14 protein-coding genes are annotated in these 18318 nt (G+C 69.4%); 5 read left to right on the top strand and 9 right to left on the bottom strand.

The genetic code is table 11. From position 1 onward, the window contains the following. Positions 1 to 170: 170 nt before the first annotated feature. Together LGM89_RS01235 and LGM89_RS01240 are read right to left on the bottom strand one after the other, a co-directional pair. Positions 171 to 1754, bottom strand: coding sequence for a trypsin-like peptidase domain-containing protein (locus LGM89_RS01235; RefSeq protein ID WP_226272465.1), 1584 nt, complete (start codon positions 1752 to 1754; stop codon positions 171 to 173). Between the two features lie 386 nt (positions 1755 to 2140). Continuing rightward, on the bottom strand, positions 2141 to 3640 hold the full coding sequence (locus LGM89_RS01240) for a PLP-dependent aminotransferase family protein (RefSeq protein WP_226202995.1): 1500 nt from the start codon (positions 3638 to 3640) through the stop codon (positions 2141 to 2143). A 216-nt stretch (positions 3641 to 3856) separates the two neighbouring features. Here LGM89_RS01240 and LGM89_RS01245 point away from each other — a divergent pair, with 216 nt between their 5' ends. Continuing rightward, positions 3857 to 5059 (top strand): GNAT family N-acetyltransferase, encoded by a 1203-nt coding sequence (locus LGM89_RS01245; protein WP_089496780.1) that lies wholly within the window; start codon positions 3857 to 3859, stop codon positions 5057 to 5059. Between the two features lie 27 nt (positions 5060 to 5086). Here the strand turns inward: LGM89_RS01245 and LGM89_RS01250 are convergent, their stop codons facing one another. Both LGM89_RS01250 and LGM89_RS01255 read right to left on the bottom strand, forming a co-directional pair. Then, the gene (locus LGM89_RS01250) at positions 5087 to 5566 is read right to left on the bottom strand and encodes a DUF3331 domain-containing protein (RefSeq protein WP_226272056.1); all 480 of its coding nucleotides are present in this window, start codon (positions 5564 to 5566) and stop codon (positions 5087 to 5089) included. A 38-nt stretch (positions 5567 to 5604) separates the two neighbouring features. Further along, the gene (locus LGM89_RS01255; protein ID WP_226272057.1) at positions 5605 to 6816 is read right to left on the bottom strand and encodes a CynX/NimT family MFS transporter; all 1212 of its coding nucleotides are present in this window, start codon (positions 6814 to 6816) and stop codon (positions 5605 to 5607) included. A 475-nt stretch (positions 6817 to 7291) separates the two neighbouring features. Between LGM89_RS01255 and LGM89_RS01260 the strand changes: the two genes are divergently transcribed. The 4 genes from LGM89_RS01260 to LGM89_RS01275 all read left to right on the top strand — a co-directional run bounded on the left by LGM89_RS01260 (position 7292) and on the right by LGM89_RS01275 (position 12488). Beyond that, positions 7292 to 8356 (top strand): 2,3-butanediol dehydrogenase, encoded by a 1065-nt coding sequence (locus LGM89_RS01260; RefSeq protein WP_089475036.1) that lies wholly within the window; start codon positions 7292 to 7294, stop codon positions 8354 to 8356. Positions 8357 to 8801: 445 nt separating this feature from the next. After that, positions 8802 to 10739, top strand: coding sequence for a sensor histidine kinase (locus LGM89_RS01265; RefSeq protein WP_226272058.1), 1938 nt, complete (start codon positions 8802 to 8804; stop codon positions 10737 to 10739). A 151-nt stretch (positions 10740 to 10890) separates the two neighbouring features. Beyond that, positions 10891 to 11547 carry a VC0807 family protein gene (locus LGM89_RS01270; protein WP_226202988.1) on the top strand — a complete coding sequence of 219 codons (657 nt, stop codon included), beginning with the start codon at positions 10891 to 10893 and terminating at the stop codon, positions 11545 to 11547. A gap of 74 nt (positions 11548 to 11621) precedes the next feature. Further along, positions 11622 to 12488, top strand: a complete 867-nt coding sequence (locus LGM89_RS01275) for a CPBP family intramembrane glutamic endopeptidase (RefSeq protein WP_226272059.1) — start codon at positions 11622 to 11624, stop codon at positions 12486 to 12488. A 20-nt stretch (positions 12489 to 12508) separates the two neighbouring features. Here LGM89_RS01275 and LGM89_RS01280 read toward each other — a convergent pair whose 3' ends face one another. The 5 genes from LGM89_RS01280 to LGM89_RS01300 form a co-directional block, all read right to left on the bottom strand. Then, positions 12509 to 13489 carry an aldo/keto reductase gene (locus LGM89_RS01280; protein ID WP_226272060.1) on the bottom strand — a complete coding sequence of 327 codons (981 nt, stop codon included), beginning with the start codon at positions 13487 to 13489 and terminating at the stop codon, positions 12509 to 12511. Between the two features lie 189 nt (positions 13490 to 13678). Beyond that, positions 13679 to 14350: a MarC family protein gene (locus tag LGM89_RS01285; protein ID WP_046548012.1), complete on the bottom strand. Its 672-nt coding sequence runs from the start codon at positions 14348 to 14350 to the stop codon at positions 13679 to 13681. A 160-nt stretch (positions 14351 to 14510) separates the two neighbouring features. Further along, positions 14511 to 15311 (bottom strand): enoyl-CoA hydratase-related protein, encoded by an 801-nt coding sequence (locus LGM89_RS01290; RefSeq protein WP_226202984.1) that lies wholly within the window; start codon positions 15309 to 15311, stop codon positions 14511 to 14513. Between the two features lie 38 nt (positions 15312 to 15349). After that, a complete protein-coding gene (gene paaK / locus LGM89_RS01295) occupies positions 15350 to 16672 on the bottom strand; it encodes a phenylacetate--CoA ligase PaaK (protein ID WP_089496772.1) in 1323 nt (440 codons plus the stop codon). Between the two features lie 58 nt (positions 16673 to 16730). After that, a complete protein-coding gene (locus LGM89_RS01300) occupies positions 16731 to 18287 on the bottom strand; it encodes a 3-hydroxyacyl-CoA dehydrogenase (protein WP_226272061.1) in 1557 nt (518 codons plus the stop codon). Positions 18288 to 18318 lie beyond the last annotated feature (31 nt).

The raw sequence follows: 18318 nt of genomic DNA on the forward strand, positions 1-18318 counted from the left end.
GAACGAGTCGGGGGCGCATGGGTGCCGGCGCGGTGCCGCTACCGGACCCTGCGCCTGTGGACTACTACGATGATGAATGCTGCGTTCATGCCGGATGGCTCCTGAATGCCTCGCTGACTGCGTGCGAGATCGAACGATGGTAGGCCGACGATAGCGACCGCGTCAACGCCCTAACGCGCACGCACCGACACGAATTTCCGGGCGTTGTTGCGCTGGATCAGCACCGCGATCACGCTGCCGTTCGCTTCGAGCGTCGGTATGTCATCGGGCGTCTCGAGCAGCGTGTCGTTGAGCTCCAGCACGACGTCGCCCGGTTGAATACCGGCCTTGGCGGCCGGGCCGTGCACCGCGTCCACCATCATCCCGACCGCGAGCCCGGTCGAGCGGCGCTCGTCGTCGCTGAGCGCATGCATCGTCAGCCCGAGGCGGTCGCCGCCGTCGGCAGCCGCTGCGCCCGCCGCTGCTCCCGCCGCCGGTCGTGCAGCCGCCTTCGGCGCAGCCATGCCGACGGTCGCACCCGCGTTGCCGGCGGCCTCGTCGGCGCCCGTGATCGTCAGCATCACCGGCGCGCGGTTGCGGATCAACCGCAGCGGCACCTTCTGGCCCGGCGGCAGCGCGGCAGCCAGGTCGTTCAGCTCGGCCGATCGGCCGATCGTCTTGTCGCCCAGCTTCACGATCACGTCGCCGGGCTTCACGCCAGCCGCGGCAGCCGGCGAGCCGGGTGCGACGCCATTGACGAGGGCGCCCGCCGGACGCGGCAGCCCGAACGCCGCGGCCAGCCCGATGCCGACATCCTGCACGTCGATGCCGATCGCATTGCCGGACGACGACGCATCCGGCGCCTGGGACTGCTGCGCCTGCGCCTGCATCTGCTTCTGCAGTTGCGCCCGCACCTTTGCGGCCAACGCGATCGGGATCGCGAACGTCGTGCTCGCGTAGCGGTCCGGGCCCGTATAGACCTGCACCGCGATGCCGATCACGTCGCCCGCGCGATTGAAGACGGGGCCACCGGAATTGTCGGGGTTCGGCGCGATGTCGGTTTCGAAGAACGGAAACGCGCTGCCGTCCGGCATCCGGTGCGACGTGGCGCTGACGATGCCGGCCGTGACCGTGTTGCCTGATCCGTCCGGCGCGCCGATCGTCATCACCGGCTCGCCCGCGTGCACCTTCGACGAATCGCCGACGCGCACGAACGGCAGCTTCTTCCCGTCGATCCGTAGCACCGCGACGTCGCTTTGCGGGTCGACGGCCAGCACCGTCGCCTTGAATTCGCGGCGGTCGGTGAGCCGTACCGTCACGTCGGTCGCTTCGTCGACCACATGCGCCGACGTGAGGATCAGGCCGTCGGCGCTGACGATGAAACCCGAGCCGCTGCCCGATACCGCGCGCGGCAACATCTCGGGTGCCTGTACCTGTGCCGGTGCACCTTGTGCCGGCGGCGGTACGTCATGCCGGAAGAACGCCGCGAGCGGATCGTCGGGATCGAGGATCGCGAAGGACGGGCCGCTCGCCTGCTGGTCAGGTGCGGCGGTCATGACGGTCACGACGGCCGGGCCGTAGCGGTCGACGATCGCCGGAAAATCGACCGGCATCGCGTAAGGCGCGGCAGCCGGCCGCTGCTTCATCGGGTGCGGCGTGACGGGCGGCGAGAGGGTTCCGGCAAAGGCGTCCGGCGGCGGCAACAAACAGCCGGCAAACACGCCCCCGATCAACGCGGTGCAAAGCACGGCGCGAGCAAGCGTCTGGCGAACCACGGTGCACCTCCCCCGGGAGTCACGGCGCCGACATGCGCGAGACGCGCAGACGCTCGACAAGGCCCGGTACACCCATCCATTTATAGTCCACGCGGCCTGTTCGAACATACGAATCGAAACCCGAATGCCGGGCGGAGCGGCAGGCGCGGAGCCGCGACGGTGGCCGTTTCGAACAAAGTGCGCGGTTCGTCAATCCGCACAAGTCCGATCGTCATCCGTCGCACGAGAGCGCCCTGCTCACGTAGCGAAAGTAGCCGGAGCAACGACGGTCATCACCGATCCAGTTCGCATCTTCATGACTTGATTCTCCTGTCGGGATGCCGAGACGAATGCGAGATCGAAAGCGAAATCGATACGGTCGCGGAAATCACCGGCGACGGGTGACGTCATCCCCGCGCCCCGCCACCCGCAGGTGACGCCCCACCCACCCGCTCCGCGATCGCCGACAACATCCGCAACATCGGCTCGAACGCGTCGGCCGACGTATTACCGAAGCCGAGCACGAGCCCGTTGCCCGCCGATCCCGCCTCGATCGAAAAACCCGACAACGGAAACGGCCCGATGCCATGCGCGCGCGCCGCGTCGACGATCGCGCGATCGCGGTAGCGCGCCGGCAGCCGCAGCGCGAGATGCAGCCCGCACGGCCCGCCCTCGATCTGATGCGGCACGCTCAGGTTGCCGTCCAGCGCAGCCAGCAGCAACCGCCGCCGGTCGCGATACAGCCGGCGCATGCGGCCGAGATGGCGGCCGTACTCGCCCGTCTCGATGAAATCGGCCAGCGCGAGCTGCACGTGGCGCGTCCCGCCGCGCAGCATCTCCGGCAGCACCGGCCGCACCGCGGCCAGCAGCGCATCGGGCAGCACGAGAAAACCGATCCGCAACGCCGGAAACATCGTCTTGCTGAACGAGCCGAGATAGACGACGGGCGAATCGGGCGCGAGCCCGTGCATCGCGCCGATCGGCTCGCCGGTGTGGCGGAATTCGCTGTCGTAGTCGTCCTCGATGATCCACGCGCGATGCCGGCGCGCGGCATCGATCAGCGCGAGCCGGCGCGAGATCGACAGTACGGCGCCGGTCGGGAACTGGTTCGACGGCGTCGTGTAGACGAGACGCGGCGTCCGCTCGCGCCAATCATCCTCGTCGGTGCGCAGCCCTTCCGCGTCGACCGGCATCGGCACGACGTCGAGGTCGGCCGCCTGCATCGCGGTGCGCGCACCGCGATAGCCGGGCTCCTCGACCCACACCGTATCGCCCGGGTTCGTCAGCAACTGCGCGCACAGTGCGATCGCGCCCTGTGCGCCTTCCGTGATCACGATCTGCTCGGGATCGCAGCGCACACCGCGCGTCACGGCCAGGTGGCGCGCGATCGATTCGCGCAGCGCGGGCTCGCCGAGCGGGTCGCCATAGCCGAGCAGGTCGCGGCCGGCGCGGCGCAGCGCGCGGTCGATCGCGTGGCGCCATGCGTCCGCCGGGAAATGCGTCAGCGCGGGCACGCCCGGCCGGAAGCCCTCCGATTCACCGGTGCCGATGCGGCTCGGGCGAATCCGGCCGAGCCGCTGCGCGACGGCCGGCGGCGCGGCACGCCGGCGCGGCGGCGCCGGCCGTGACAGCCCGACCACGCGCGTACCGCGGCGGTCGGACTGCAGGAAGCCTTCGGCCACGAGCTGCTCGTAGACGGCCGCCGTCGTGTTGCGCGAGACGCCGAGCGTCTCGGCCAGCGCGCGCGTGCCGGGCAGCCGCGTGCCGGCCGGCATCGCGCCGCCGAGAATCGCGTCGCGCACGCGACGCAGCAACTGGCGCTGCAGCGAAGGCGCGCCGGGTGTGCGCGCCAGCGGCGCGTCGAGCGGCAGCAACGGCGCATCGCCGGAAGGAAGGACAGTCGTCATCGGAACTTCGCAGCGTGAAAATGTCGGAACGTGGCGCACGGCTGGTGGCGCACGGCGCGTGGCGCGCGGCTGGTGAACGACGGCTCGCGATTCGCGCCCCATCAATCGTGGCACCATAAATTTGCCGATCTCTGGCGCTTCTCATGGTACCTCGTCGCGACTACGATCGTCTGCATGCCGGCATGTCGCCGGCCGCCAACCGAAGCGAGATCGACCTTGTCCACGCTCACCAACGCTTTCCAGCAACCCATCGGCCACCCCGTTCCCGACTGGTCCGCGCGTCCGCGCCCGGAGCGCATCGTGCTCGAAGGCCGCTACTGCCGGCTCGAACCGCTCGACGCCGAGCGCCACGCGGCCGACCTGCACGCCGCCTACTCGCAGGCGCCGGACGGCAGCGACTGGACCTATCTCGCACACGGCCCGTACGCCGACGAAGCGAGCTACCGCGAGTACGCGCGTACCGCGCAGGCGAGCCCGGATCCGCTGCACTACACGGTGATCGACCGCGCCACCGGCCGCGCGGTCGGCACGCTCGCGCTGATGCGCATCGATCCTGCCAACGGCGTGATCGAGGTCGGCTCCGTCACGTTCTCGCCGCTGCTCAAGCGCACGCCCGTTTCGACCGAAGCGCAGTTCCTGCTGATGAAGTACGCATTCGACACGCTCGGCTACCGGCGTTACGAATGGAAGTGCGACGACCTGAACCTCCCGTCGCGCAAGGCCGCCGCCCGGCTCGGCTTCCGCTACGAGGGCACGTTCAGGCAGGCGGTCATCTACCGCGGCCGCAATCGCGACACCGCGTGGTTTTCGATCATCGACGGCGAATGGCCGGATGTGCGCGCCGCATTCGACGCGTGGCTCGCCCCGGAGAACTTCGACGCGCAGGGCGAGCAGCGCCGGTCGCTCACCGCGATCCGCCACGCGCAGGCAAGCGCGCGCGATGCGGCCAGCCGCGCGAACGACGCGACGCGCGTCACGGTGCGCCCGCTCGTCGCCGCCGACGAAGCCGCGTGGCGCCCGCTGTGGCAGGGTTATCAGAAGTTCTACGACACCGCGCTGAGCGACGCGGTGTTCGCGACGACATGGGCCCGCCTGATGGATCCGGCGGAGCCGATGTTCGTGCTGGGCGCATTCGACGCCTCGGGGGCGCTGGTCGGGATCGTGCATGCGATCTACCACCGCTCGTGCTGGACCGAAGGGCCGTACTGCTACCTGCAGGACCTGTACACCGCGCCCGACGCACGCGGGCAAGGCGCAGGCGGCGCGCTGATCGAGGCCGTGTACGAACACGCCCGCGAAGCCGGTGCGAGCCGTGTGTACTGGCTCACCCACGAAACCAACACGACGGCACGCGCGCTCTACGACAAGCTCGCGAACAACGCCGGGTTCATCCAGTACCGGCACGACGTGAAGAAGTAACGAACGCGTGTCGCAGCCGGCCGGCGTTCAACCGGAAACGTCGGCCGGCTCGCGCGCGTCGTCGCCCTCCGGCGCGGCGTCACGTGCGTGGCCCGCCGCACCCGGCACCGCCGCCGGGCAGATCATCTCGTCGCCATTGGCCGGCACGGGCCTTCGCACCGGCCGGAACACCGGCTCGCCCGGCTCGATCGGCTGCCCCGAGATCGCGCAGCGGCCCGGCTGCAACGCGACGCGCAAGCGCCAGCGCTGCTCGCCGTAATGGCACCGGCCGCTCTCGACCCAGCGGATCAGCAACGCATGGTCGTCGGCCTCCAGCACCGTGACGAACAGTTGCGGGCGCAACGGCGAGACGGCCGCCGCCGCGTGCTCGGGAACCGGCGCCCGGCCGATCGGCCCGAGCGGATGCGCGACGCCGCCACGTGGCGGCATCGCATCGTCTTCGACCCAGGCCGGCGCATCGCACGGCACGTCCTCTTCGCAAATCAGGCTTTCCATGGTGTTGAGCATGCTTGACGGATTTCCGTGCAGGTTGAACGGCGCCGCGCTCAGCGCCGGCCCATCGGTTCGCGCGGCAGCGACAGGCCGATCGCCGCACCGGTGACGGCAGCGGCGAGCATCAGCCCGATGCCGCCCGACCAGCCGAATGCGCCGACGATCGAGCCGATCGCGAGCGGCCCGATCACCTGCCCGAGATAGTTGCCCTGCACGACCCAGCCGATGCTGAGCGGCGCGAGAGACGGCGTCGGCGCGGAGCCCGGCGCACACGCGAGGATCGTCGCGGGCAACATCCCCGCGATCGCCGAAAACGCAAAACCCAGCGCGACCGCGAGCGGCGCCGGCGTGGCCGCGCTGAAGAGCCCCGCGCCGGCCGCGCCGATCGCGACCGACGTCGCGGCCATCACGATCCCGGGCCGTGCGCCGCGCGACAACAGCCAGCTGGCCGTCAGGTTGCCGATCACGCACGCGGCGACGATCGCCGCGCTGATCACCCCCGCTGCACCGACCGCGACGCCGAGGCGCTGCATCAGGAACACCGGCAGGAACGTCATCGCCGCGAAGAACTGCACGTTGTAGGTGGCGAACCCCAGCGCCAGCAGCGTGGTCGAGCGCGACGCGAGCACGTCGCGCAGCGCGGGCCCGATACGCGGCGCGCCGGCCTGCCGCGACGGCGCATCGGCCGACGTCGTGACGGGCACCGCGGCCGCCGCGGCGAGCGTCAGCGCCGCGGCCGCGAGCCAGCCGTTGCGCCAGCCGCCGAGCAGCGGCCCGACCAGCATCGACAGCGCCATGCCGACCGGCATGAACGTGCTCCACAAGCCAAATACGAGATTGCGCCGCTCGGCCGGCGTCACGCGATTCAGCACGGCTGGTGCAGCGACCACCACGATCACGAAACCGAGCCCTTCGGCGAAACGCGTGGCCAGCAGCAGCGCGAAGCTGTCGGCCCATGCGCCGGCGACACTCGACAGGCCGAGGACGACGAGGCCCGCGATCAGCAGCAGCCGGTCGCCCCAGCGTCGCACCAGCAGGCCGGCCGCGATGCCGCCGAACACGCCGACGAACGGAAACACCGACATGATCCCGCTCAGCGACGCAAGCGAGCCGCCGAATTCGTGCTGGAGCGACGGCAACGCGATCGTCGCCTTGCCGACGTGCAGCGCCGACACGATGCTCGCCAGCACGACGTTCGCGACGGCGGCCCCGTGGCTGCGCGACGGCAGCGTGGCGGCATCGGCCGCGACAGGCGATTCGGTCATCTTCCCCTCCGTTGAAGCGGCCGCGTGCAACGGGATGCATCACGCGTCCGGGATCGGACTGGCGCACATGATACAAATTGAAGTTCACTTCAAGTAAAGGGGTAATGTGCGCAACGATCCGTTCCGCCGATCGCGGCAATGGATCGGCGTGGCAGCATGCGTCTCGCGATTCGTCTCATTGCGCTGAGACGAACGTCCCAGCGTCTCACCCGGTCCGAGCTTTTGCTTCCGCAGCAAATCTCACCACCCTCCTCCGTCAAATCGTTTCCCGTCAAAGAGCCGGCAAATGGTGCATCGCATCGCGCCTATCCCGTGTAATCGCCGCCTGGCGCCCCCACTCGAGCTGGCCCCGTTCCTGCATACCGGTCGTTCGCGCACTCGCGCGACGGGCGCACCGGAAACCACGCCTCGCGCCCGACGACAACCTGATGGAGACAGCAACGTGAGTACACCGGCAACGACCACCGCCCCGAGCATGAAAGCCGCCGTCTGGCACGGCCGCCACGACATCCGCGTCGAACAGGTTCCCGTTCCCGAGCGCCCGCCGGCCGGCTGGGTGACGATTCGCGTGCACTGGTGCGGGATCTGCGGCTCCGACCTGCACGAATACGTCGCGGGCCCGGTCTTCATCCCGGTCGATGCGCCGCATCCGCTGACGGGCCTGAAGGGCCAGTGCATCCTCGGCCACGAGTTCAGCGGCGAGATCGCCGAGCTCGGCGCGGGCGTGACGGGCTACGCGGTCGGCGACCGCGTGACGGCCGACGCCTGCCAGCATTGCGGCACCTGCTGGTATTGCAAGCATGGGCTGTACAACATCTGCGAGAACCTCGCGTTCACCGGGCTGATGAACAACGGCGCATTCGCCGAATACGTGAACGTGCCGGCCGAGTTGCTGTACAAGCTGCCCGACGACTTCCCGACCGAGGCCGGCGCGCTGATCGAACCGCTCGCGGTCGGGCTGCATGCGGTGAAGAAGGCCGGCAACATCGTCGGGCAGACCGTCGTCGTGGTCGGCGCGGGCACGATCGGCCTGTGCACGATCATGTGCGCGAAGGCCGCGGGCGCCGGGCGCGTGATCGCGCTGGAAATGTCGGCCGCGCGCAAGCAGAAGGCGCTGGAGGTCGGCGCGAGCGTGGTCATCGATCCGAAGACGTCCGACGCGATCGCGGAAGTCAAGGCGCTGACCGGCGGCTATGGCGCCGACGTGTCGTTCGAGTGCATCGGCCACACCACCACCGCGAAGCTCGCGATCGACGTGATCCGCAAGGCCGGCAAGTCGGTGATGGTCGGGATTTTCGAGGAGCCGGCGCCGTTCAACTTCTTCGACATCGTGTCGACCGAGAAGGAAGTGATCGGCTCGCTCGCGTACAACGGCGAATTCGCGGACGTGATCCGCTTCATCGCGGACGGCCGCATCGACGTGCAGCCGCTCATCACCGGGCGCATCGCGCTCGGCGACATCGTCTCGCATGGCTTCGAGGAACTCGTCAACCACAAGGACCGGAACGTGAAGATCATCGTCCAGCCCGCCCTCGCCTGACCGCGCGCGCGGCCGCGGCAGCGATTCGCGCCGCGGCACGCGGGCTGCAAGCGTCACCCTGGCGCGTCACCCGTGCGCGGGCGGCGCGCCTGCCTGCCGTTTCCTTCCAGCGCGCCCTCCTTGCCGCCGTCGTCCGTCGCGAACTTCGTGCCGCGCATCGATCGAATACGACGGCCATAAACATTCGCAATCCAAACCATCCGTCGTAACGCGCCACCGGTCCGATGCGCGTTCAGGGTTTCTCCGGATCAATCGCGACTCGTCCGATGTCGACAGCACACTGACGCAAGGTGATCCTGTGCGAGGCCCGGTCCGGCATCCCTGCCAGGATCGTTGCCGCCCCGTTGAAGGCGGCCCCCGCCCCCCCACAAAACCTTACGGTATCGCGGCGCCGACAGGCCGAGAATACGGGCCCACCCGGGATAGCTTGCAAACATGGTGTGTCATGAATCGTACATTCTCGTCTAGCCGGGAACGCGCATACAACATTCGATCGCTGACGATCCAGCAGAAGACCCATATCGGCTTCGCCCTCGTCACCACGCTGCTGGCCTTGCTGTGCGGCACGATCATCTGGGGGAGTGTCCGGCAATACCGGCAGGAGAACGCCGACCTGCAGCGCTTCGAATTCGTCCGCGGCGCGATGAGCGCCGCCAACGTGATCTCGGCCGAACGCGGCCCGACGAACGACCTGCTGGTGCGCCCGCAGGACGACGGCGCCACCGAGGTCCGCCACCTGCTCGCCGCGCGGGTGCGTTCCGACCAGGCGCTCGAACGTTTTCGCGGCGGCATCGCGCAGGCGACCGTGCTCGACGATCGCGAACGCGGCAACCTGCTGCATGCCCTCGACTCGGTCCGGATCACGCTCGCCGATGCGCGCACGGAGGTCGACGCACTCGGCATGCGGCCGCGCGCGACACGCAGCGTTCACGATATCCAGCACGCGCAGGCGCGCCTGTTCCGGATCGTCGACACGCTGTCGCTGCTGATCGACGGCGCCATGACCGACACCTCGATGGGCGACCCGCGCACATCGGGTGCGATCCTGCTCGCGCGGCTCCTCGGCGATCTCCGCGAATACGCGGGCCGCACGGGCTCGCTGCTGATCGCGCCGATGTTCGCGCGGCAGGCGCTCGACCGCACGCAGTTCGCGGACATCATGCGGATGCGCGGCCGCATCGAGCAATTGCGCGCGCTGATCGACGGCTCGATCGGCGCGAAGCTCGACGACCCAGACGTGGCGCGCGAATACGCGCAGCTCAACGGGGCCTTCGACGCGCACATCCTGCCGCTCGTCGACGCGGCGGTCGCCGGCGGCAAGAACGGCGTCTATGCGATGAGTGCGGCCGACTTTTCCCGCGCGATCGTGCCGCATTTCCGGCCGAGCGAGCGGCTGCGCGACCACGTGATCGATCTGGCCCGGCATCGTGCGATCGGCGGCCGGAACACCGCCCGGATCAAGGTCGCGTTGTCGGCATTCGCCGCGACACTGTGCGTCGCGATCCTGGCCTCGCTCGCGCGCGGCGTGCAGCGACTGCTGTCGAAACCGCTCGATGCGCTCGGCCGCCGGATCGTCGCACTCAGCGATGGCGATACGTCGCACGTCGCGATGCCGCGCGGCATCGGGCCCGAACTCACGCAGATCCACCACGCGCTGGAAACCTTGCGCCACGCGACCGTCCGCCGCGACATGCTCGAGCGCCAGCGCAACGACATGCTGACGCTGTTCTCGCACGACATGCGCGCTCCGCTGACCTCGCTGATCATCCTGATCGACACGCAGGCGCGACGGGCGGGCGACGTGCAGATGAAGCAGCAGTTCGCGAGAATCGGCAAGCTGGCGCGGCACACGCTGGCGCTGGCCGACGGCTTCGCGCAGCTCTCGCGTGCGGAGGCCAGCGACTACGAACGCGTGCCGGTCAACCTCGCCGACCTGATGAACGAGGCACGCGACGCGGTGTGGCCGCTCGCGCACCGGAAATCCATGTCGATCGACGACGTGCCGCGGCACGACGACACGATCGTACAAGGCGACCCGGCGCTGCTGTCGCGCGCGCTGATCAACCTGCTGGACAACGCCATCAAGTACAGCGCATCGCTGACGAGCGTCGAATGCCGGGTCGAGCCGGGCGCCGACGGCAAGACCGTGCGCTGCACGATCCGCGACAGCGGGTGCGGGATCAGCAGCGCGGACCAGACGCGGCTGTTCGAGCGTTACCGGCGCTTTCGCACCGCCGGCCAGCCGGAAACCAGCGGCGTCGGGCTCGGCATGGCGTTCGTCAAGGCCGTCGTCGAACGGCACGAAGGCACGATCCACGTGCACAGCGTCATGCTGCAGGGCACCACGGTCACGATCACGCTGCCGGCCGCGGCGCTTCCATGACGATGGCACCGGCGCCGCCGGCGGCACGCGGCCGACACGGCACCGCAGCACCGCCCGATTCTTCGATATACTCAATCGAACCCTTTTCGGGGCAACCGCGGGCCACCACGCCCTTCGCGGGTTCGCCCCAACCTGCGTGGAATTGCTCACCGTGAAACCGCGAGCCGGACTGATCCTCGAACTCTTCGTCAACCTGGTGCTGCCCTGGGTTGCCTACCGGGCCGCGCAGCCTTATTTCGGCGAAACCGGCGCGCTGTACGCGTCGGCGGTGCCGCCGATCATCTGGTCGATCGTCGAATTCATCCGCTCGCGCCGCATCGATGCGGTGGCGGCCATCGTGCTGCTCGGCATCGCGCTGTCGATCCTCGGGATGGCGCTCGGCGGCAGCGCGCGCACGCTGCTGATGCGCGAATCGCTCGCGTCGGGCACGATCGGCGTCGTGTTCCTGCTGTCGTTGTTCCGCGAACGCCCGCTGATCTTCTACCTGGCCCGCGCCACGGTGGCCCGCGAGATGGATGGCGGCGCCGCGCATTTCGAAGCCGTCTGGGAAGCGCAGCCCGGGCTGCGGCAGATGCTCCGGCGGATGACCTTCGTGTGGGGCGCGTTCATGACGCTGGAAATGCTGCTGCGCCTCTGGATGGTCGTGACCTGGCCGGTCGAACGCGTGCTGGTCGTGTCGCCGGTCATGGGCTATACCGTGTTCGGCTGTCTGCTGCTGTGGACGTTCTGGTACCGGCGGCGGATGCGCGAGCGCAACAGCGTCCACGTCCCGGGCCGCGACCGCGCGACCGAAACCGCCGGCCGCTGACCGCTCTCCACCGGCATCGCAAGCCGGCTGCTGTATGATGCGCGGCGTCTCGTCCGACGAATGCCGCTCCTGTCATGTCCCTTTCGCTTCTTCCGTCCGCCACGATCTGGCTCGCGCTGTTCGCGGCCGCCGCGTTCGCGTGGCATCGCCCGCAGCACGGCCTGAGCGTCGGCCTCGCCGCGCTCGGCTATGCGTGCGCGCTGGCGTTCGGCAAGCTCGGGCCGCTCGCGCTGGCCCCGCTCGCGTTGCTGGCCGCGGCCGCGTGGGGTGTGATGCCCGAGCGCCCGCGCGCGGTGCGCCTCGCCGCGCACGTCGTCTTTGCCGCTGTCGCGATCGCGCTCAGCCTGCACCTGATTCCCGGCTTCCACAATCCGCGTGTGATCGGCCCGACGCGCTTCACGCCGGATGCCGTGCCGTTCACGATGTACCTGAATCTCGACAAGCCGCTCGTCGGCTTGTGGCTGGTGTGGGTGTTGCCGTGGGTCGCCCCCGACGTCCCGCTGTCGCGCGCGCTGCGCACCGGCGCGGTGGCGGCCATCGCAACGGCGGCCGCGTGCCTGGCCGGCGCGCTCGCGATCGGGATGGTCGGCTGGGCGCCCAAATGGCCGCCGTCGGGCTGGCTGTGGCTCGTGAACAACCTGCTGATCGTGACGCTCGCCGAGGAAGCGCTGTTCCGCGGCTACGTGCAGGGCGGACTGACGCGCGCGCTACGCGCGTTCGCATGGGGGCCGTGGGCCGCGCTTGCGATCGGCGCGGTGCTGTTCGGCGCCGCGCATGCGGCCGGCGGCTGGCAATGGATCGTGCTCGGCACGGTGGCCGGCATCGGCTACGGCCTCGCCTGGCGGCGCGGCGGGCTGCTCGCGTCCACGCTCGCCCATGCGGGGCTGAACGTCGTCCACTTCGGCCTGTTCACCTACCCGATGCTCGACGCCGCGCGCTGACGGCCGCGCGGCGCCGCCGCTCAGCTGATCCCGGCGACCGCGTGCGGCACGTACGGGCGTTCGAGCGCGGCGATCTCGTCGTCGGTCAGTTTCAGTTCGAGCGCGGCCAGCGCATCGTCCAGCTGCCGCGGCTTGGAAATGCCGACGATCGGCGCGGTGACTCCGCGCTTCTGTGCGACCCACGCGAGTGCGACCTGCGCACGCGGCACGTTGCGTGCCTCCGCGATCGTCGCCACGGCATCGACGACCGCCTTGTCCGCCTCCGCCGTCGCATCGTAAAGCCGCTGGGCGACCGCGTCGCTCTGCTGCCGCTCGGTCGACTCGTCCCAGTTGCGCGTGAGGCGGCCGCGCGCGAGCGGGCTCCACGGAATCACCGCGATCCCTTCGTCTTCGCACAGCGGCAGCATTTCCCGCTCCTCTTCCCGATACAGCAGGTTCAGGTGGTTCTGCATGCTGACGAAGCGGGTCCAGCCGTGCTGCTTCGACGTGTGCAGCGCCTTCGCGAACTGCCACGCGAACATCGACGACGCGCCGATATAGCGCGCCTTGCCGGCCTTCACGACGTCGTGCAGCGCCTCGAGCGTCTCCTCGAGCGGCGTGCCGTTGTCCCAGCGGTGAATCTGGTAGAGATCGACATAGTCGGTGCCGAGCCGCTTCAGGCTCTGGTCGATGTCGGTCATGATCGCCTTGCGCGACAGCCCGGCGCCGTTCGGCCCGGGCCGCATCCGGTAGAACACCTTGGTCGCGATCACGATGTCGTCGCGTTTCGCGAAATCGCGCAGCGCGCGGCCGACGATCTCCTCCGACGTGCCGTCGGAATACATGTTCGCGGTATCGAAGAAGTTGATGCCGGCTTCGACCGCCCGCTGGATGATCGGACGGCTCTCCGCTTCCGGCAGCGTCCACGGATGCGTGCCGCGTAGCGGTTCGCCGAACGTCATGCAACCCAGCACCAGCTTCGACACGTCCAGCCCTGTCGATCCGAATTTCACGTATTCCATTGCACGCCTCGCCATTGAAGTTGAGCTGACGGCCGGATGCGCGCCGCGCATCCGCCGGACCGTCGCATGGTATCCCGGGCGGCAAAAATGCGTGCGGCGGCGCCGCAAGGTGCGAAGGAAGCGCTCGCGAGCGCGAGGTCGTACGGGCGCCGGCCGCACAGCACGTGCGCAGCGGCGCGGGGCGCTTGCTTACTTGGCCTGGTCGGCGATCGGTTGCAGGAACGCGGAAAAACCGGTCAGCATGATCTGCACGCCGATGCACAGCAGCAGGAATGCCGACACGCGCTTCGCGACCTTGGTGCCTTCGCTGCCGAGGTAGCGCGACAGCAGCGCGGAGCGGCTGTAGACCTGCCAGATCACGATCGCCACCAGCACCGAGACGGCGATCGACACGATGCTCGACAGCGCGAACTCCGACAGCTTGTGCGTGCGGTTCGCGTTCAGCGCGATCGCGGTCGCGATCGAGCCGGGGCCGACCGTCAGCGGCATGGTCAGCGGGAAGAATGCGCGCGTCATGATCGCGTTCGCGTCGATCGGCTTGACCGGCGTGTCGCCGCCGCCCGGCCCGTCGGGCTCGTTCAGCATCTGCCAGCCGGCCACCGCAACCGCGAAGCCGCCGCCGATCCGCAGCGCTTCCATCGAGATACCGAAGAAATGCAGCACCGGCGTGCCGGCGAAGAACGCGACCATCAGCACGACGAACGCGTTGAATGCGACCTTCCTCGCGAGCAGATCGCGTTCTTGCTCGGTGAGCGCCTCGGTCCGTTCGAGAAACAGGAACGCGATGCCGATCGGGTTGATGATGCCGATCAGGCCGGTGAAGCCGAACAGGATCTCGGAGATAAGGCGATTGACGATCATCGGATGAAGAATCGGTCGGGGCTGGGCCGGCAGCGCGCCGGAGGTCACGCATTGTAGAGCAAGCGCCCGCGCCCGAGCCGCAAAATTCGGCCGGGCCCGCTGCCCCGCCGCGCGCCGCCGTTTCGCCCTGGTTTCCCCTCGGTTTCCCCTCAGTTTCCCGTTACTCGGCGCCCGCCTCCCAGGCCGGCGGCCGCTTCGCGAAGAACGCGGCGAAGCCTTCCTTCGCTTCCCGCGTCGCCCGCACGCGGGAGATCGTCTGCGCGGTGAACGCCGCGCGCGCGTCCGACGGCGGATACTCGCCGATCGCATCGAAGAAGCGCTTGATCTCCATCAGCGCGTCCGGGCCGTTGCGGCCGAGTTCGGCGAGCGTGCTGTCGAGTGCTTCGTCGAGCGCATCGAGCGGCACGGCGTGGTGGATCAGGCCGATCGCGACCGCTTCGCCCGCTGCAAGCTGGGTCGCCGTCAGTGCGAGCCGGCGTGCTTGGCGCTGACCGACCGCCTCGACCAGATACGGGCCGATCACGGCCGGCAGGATTCCGAAGCGTGCCTCGCTGACCGAGAAGCGCGCGTGATCGCTCGCGATCACGATGTCGCACGCCGCGCACAGGCCGACGCCGCCACCGAACGCATGGCCCTGCACGCGCGCCACCGTCGGCTTCGGGCATTGCCGGATCGCGCGCATCATCGCGGCGAACCGCTCCGCGTCGCGCAGGTTCGCGGCCGCGTCGTTCGCGCTCGCGCGTTGCATCCACTGCAGGTCGGCGCCCGCGCAGAACGCGCGGCCCTCCGAACGCAGCACGATCGCGCGCACGTCGTCACGCCGGCCGAGCGTGGTGAACGCATCGGTCAGTTCAGCGATCATCGTCTCGTCGAATGCGTTGAGCACGTCGCCGCGCTGCAGCGCGACGGTTGCGATCCCGCGCGCATCGACCGTGACGGCCAGGGTCTTCAATCCATCCATCGAACAGGTTTCCTCGGGTTGAACGGCAAACAGGGGAATCAGGCGGCCTGGCGGCGGTCGATCACGCGCCGGGCCTTGCCGGTCGCGGTGGCGGGAATGCCGCCCGCGGCCAGCACCGTCACGCCGGACGACACGCCGACCATCGTCTTGATCCGGTGCTGCAGCTCGCGCGCGAGCGCCGCGCGATCGCTTTCGCTGACGGACGCGGCCGCTTCGGAGCGCAGTTCGACCGCGAGGTCGAGGCGGTCCATGTGCCCGTCGCGCGACAGCGTGATCTGGAACTGGCCCGACAACTGCGGCAGCGCGACGACGATCTCCTCGATCTGGCTCGGGAACACGTTCACGCCGCGCACGATCAGCATGTCGTCGGAGCGGCCCGTGATCTTCGCGAGCCGGCGCATCGCGCGCGCGGTCGGCGGCAGCAGCGCGGTGAGGTCGCGCGTGCGGTAGCGGATCACCGGCATCGCCTCCTTCGTCAGCGACGTGAACACCAGTTCGCCCTGGCTGCCGTCGGGCAGCACTTCGCCCGTGACCGGGTCGATGATCTCCGGGTAGAAATGGTCTTCCCAGATCACCGGGCCGTCCTTCGTCTCGACGCATTCGCACGCGACGCCCGGGCCCATCACCTCCGACAGCCCATAGATGTCGAGCGCGTCGATGCCCACGCGCGTCTCGACCTCTTCACGCAGCGCCTGCGTCCACGGCTCGGCGCCGAAGATGCCGATCTTCAGCGACGATTCGGCCGGGTCCATCCCCTGCCGCACCATCTCGTCGATCAGGTTCAGCATGTACGACGGCGTGACGAGGATGATCTTCGGCTCGAAATCGCGGATCAGCTGCACCTGCTTCTCGGTCTGCCCGCCCGACATCGGCACGACCATGCAGCCGAGCCGTTCCGCGCCGTAGTGAATCCCGAGGCCGCCGGTGAAGAGCCCGTAGCCGAACGCGTTGTGCAGCGTGTCGCCCGGGCGGCCGCCGGCCGCGCGGATCGAGCGCGCGGTCACGTTCGCCCACGTGTCGATGTCACGCGCGGTGTAGCCGACCACCGTCGGCTTGCCCGTCGTGCCGCTCGACGCGTGCACGCGCACGACCTGCTCGCGCGGCACCGCGAACAGCCCGAACGGATAGTTGTCGCGCAGATCGTGCTTGGTCGAGAACGGGAATTTCGAAAGATCGGCGAGCGACTTCAGGTCGTCCGGATGCACGCCCGCCGCATCGAACGTGCGCCGATAGTGCGGGACGTTGTCGTACGCGTGGCGCAGCGACCACTTGAGGCGCTCGAGCTGCAGCGCCTGCAGTTCGTCGCGGCTGGCGGTCTCGATCGGCTCGAGGGCGGCGGCGGGATGCGTCGGGTAAGTCATCGGGGTGCTCCTCCAATGGAGTGATGTCGTTATCGTGTTCGAAGTGACGGGGGCGAGGCTACGACCGGAACGTGCGGCCGGCCGCATGCAACGCGGCGATGCGCGGCGACACGCGATAGCGGTCCTCGCCGTAGCTCGCCGCCAGGTTCGACAGCACGCGATGCACGCGACCGATGCCGATCGCATCGGCCCACGCGAGCGGGCCGCACGGGTAGTTCACGCCCTTCTCCATCGCGAGATCGAGATCGGCGGGCGAGCACACGCCCTGGTTCACCGTGTCGGCCGCCTCGTTCGCGAGCATCGCGACGGTGCGCATCGCGACCATGCCCGGCACGTCCGCGACACCGACGACGCGAAAACCCGCCTGCTGGAACAGGCCGACCGCGTCCGCATAGGCCGCGTCGCTGCACTGGAGCGCGCGCGTCAGTGCAACGAGCCCGGCCTGCGCGTAATCGCGCGCCAGGTCGACCAGCACGAGATCGGCCGCGCCCGTCTGCGCGGCGCGCTCGGTCGCGGTACGGCCGTCGGTCAGCGCGATCGATGCGCGGCCGGCCGTCGCGAGCAGGTCGTCGGCATGCGCGCCGGCCTGCCGGGCGCCCGGAAGGCGTTCGGCGAAGCGTGCCTGCAGCGCGGCGGCCGGGCCGTCCTGCGCAAACAGCGCGACGTTGGCCGGCGCATCGTGCGGGGCTTCGAGATCGGGTGCAGGCGGCGTCGCGCCGTCCGCATACGAATAGAAGCCGCGGCCCGACTTGCGCCCGAGGAAGCCCGCGTTCACGAGTTCCTGCTGGATCAGCGACGGCGTGTAGCGCGGATCGTTGAAATACGCGCGGAACACCGATTCGGTCACCGCGAAGTTCACGTCGTGGCCGATCAGGTCCATCAGCTCGAACGGCCCCATCCGGAAGCCGCCGGCCTCGCGCATCACCGCGTCGATCGATGCCGGCGCGCCGCCCTGCTCGTTCAGCACGCGCAGCGCCTCCGCGTAATACGGCCGCGCGACACGGTTCACGATGAAGCCCGGCGTCGATTTCGCCATCACGGGCTGCTTGCCCCACGCGGCGGCGGTTGCAAATAGCGCCTGCGCGACTTCCGGCGCGGTCGCGAGCCCGCTGACCACCTCGACGAGCGCCATCAGCGGCGCCGGGTTGAAGAAATGCAGGCCGGCGACGCGCTGCGGCACACGCAGCCCGGCCGCGATCGACGTGATCGAGATCGATGACGTATTGGTGGCCAGCAGGCACGCGTCGTCGACATGACGCTCGAGCGTCGCGAAGATCCCGCGCTTCACGTCGAGCCGCTCGGCCGCCGCCTCGACGATCAGCGCGGCGCCCGCGAAGTCGGCCAGCGCACGCACCGCGCGAATCCGGGCGCTGGCCGCGTCGGCCTGCGCCGGTTCGAGCCGGCCTTTCTCCGCGAGCCGCGCGAACTGCGCGCGGATGCCGGCCAGCGCCTTGTCGCAAGCGGCTTCGTTCAGGTCGTACAGCAGCACCGCATGGCCGGCCGCCGCCGCGACCTGCGCGATGCCCGCGCCCATCGCGCCGGCACCGATCACGCCGACAACGGCCGACGGCGCCAGCGCGCCCGAGTTCACCGAATGTGCAGAGGAAACAGCCATCGCTTGCGATCCGTCATGAAGTGGAGGTGCG

It is taken from the genome of Burkholderia sp. AU31624 (assembly GCF_020420065.1).
Lineage (GTDB): Bacteria > Pseudomonadota > Gammaproteobacteria > Burkholderiales > Burkholderiaceae > Burkholderia.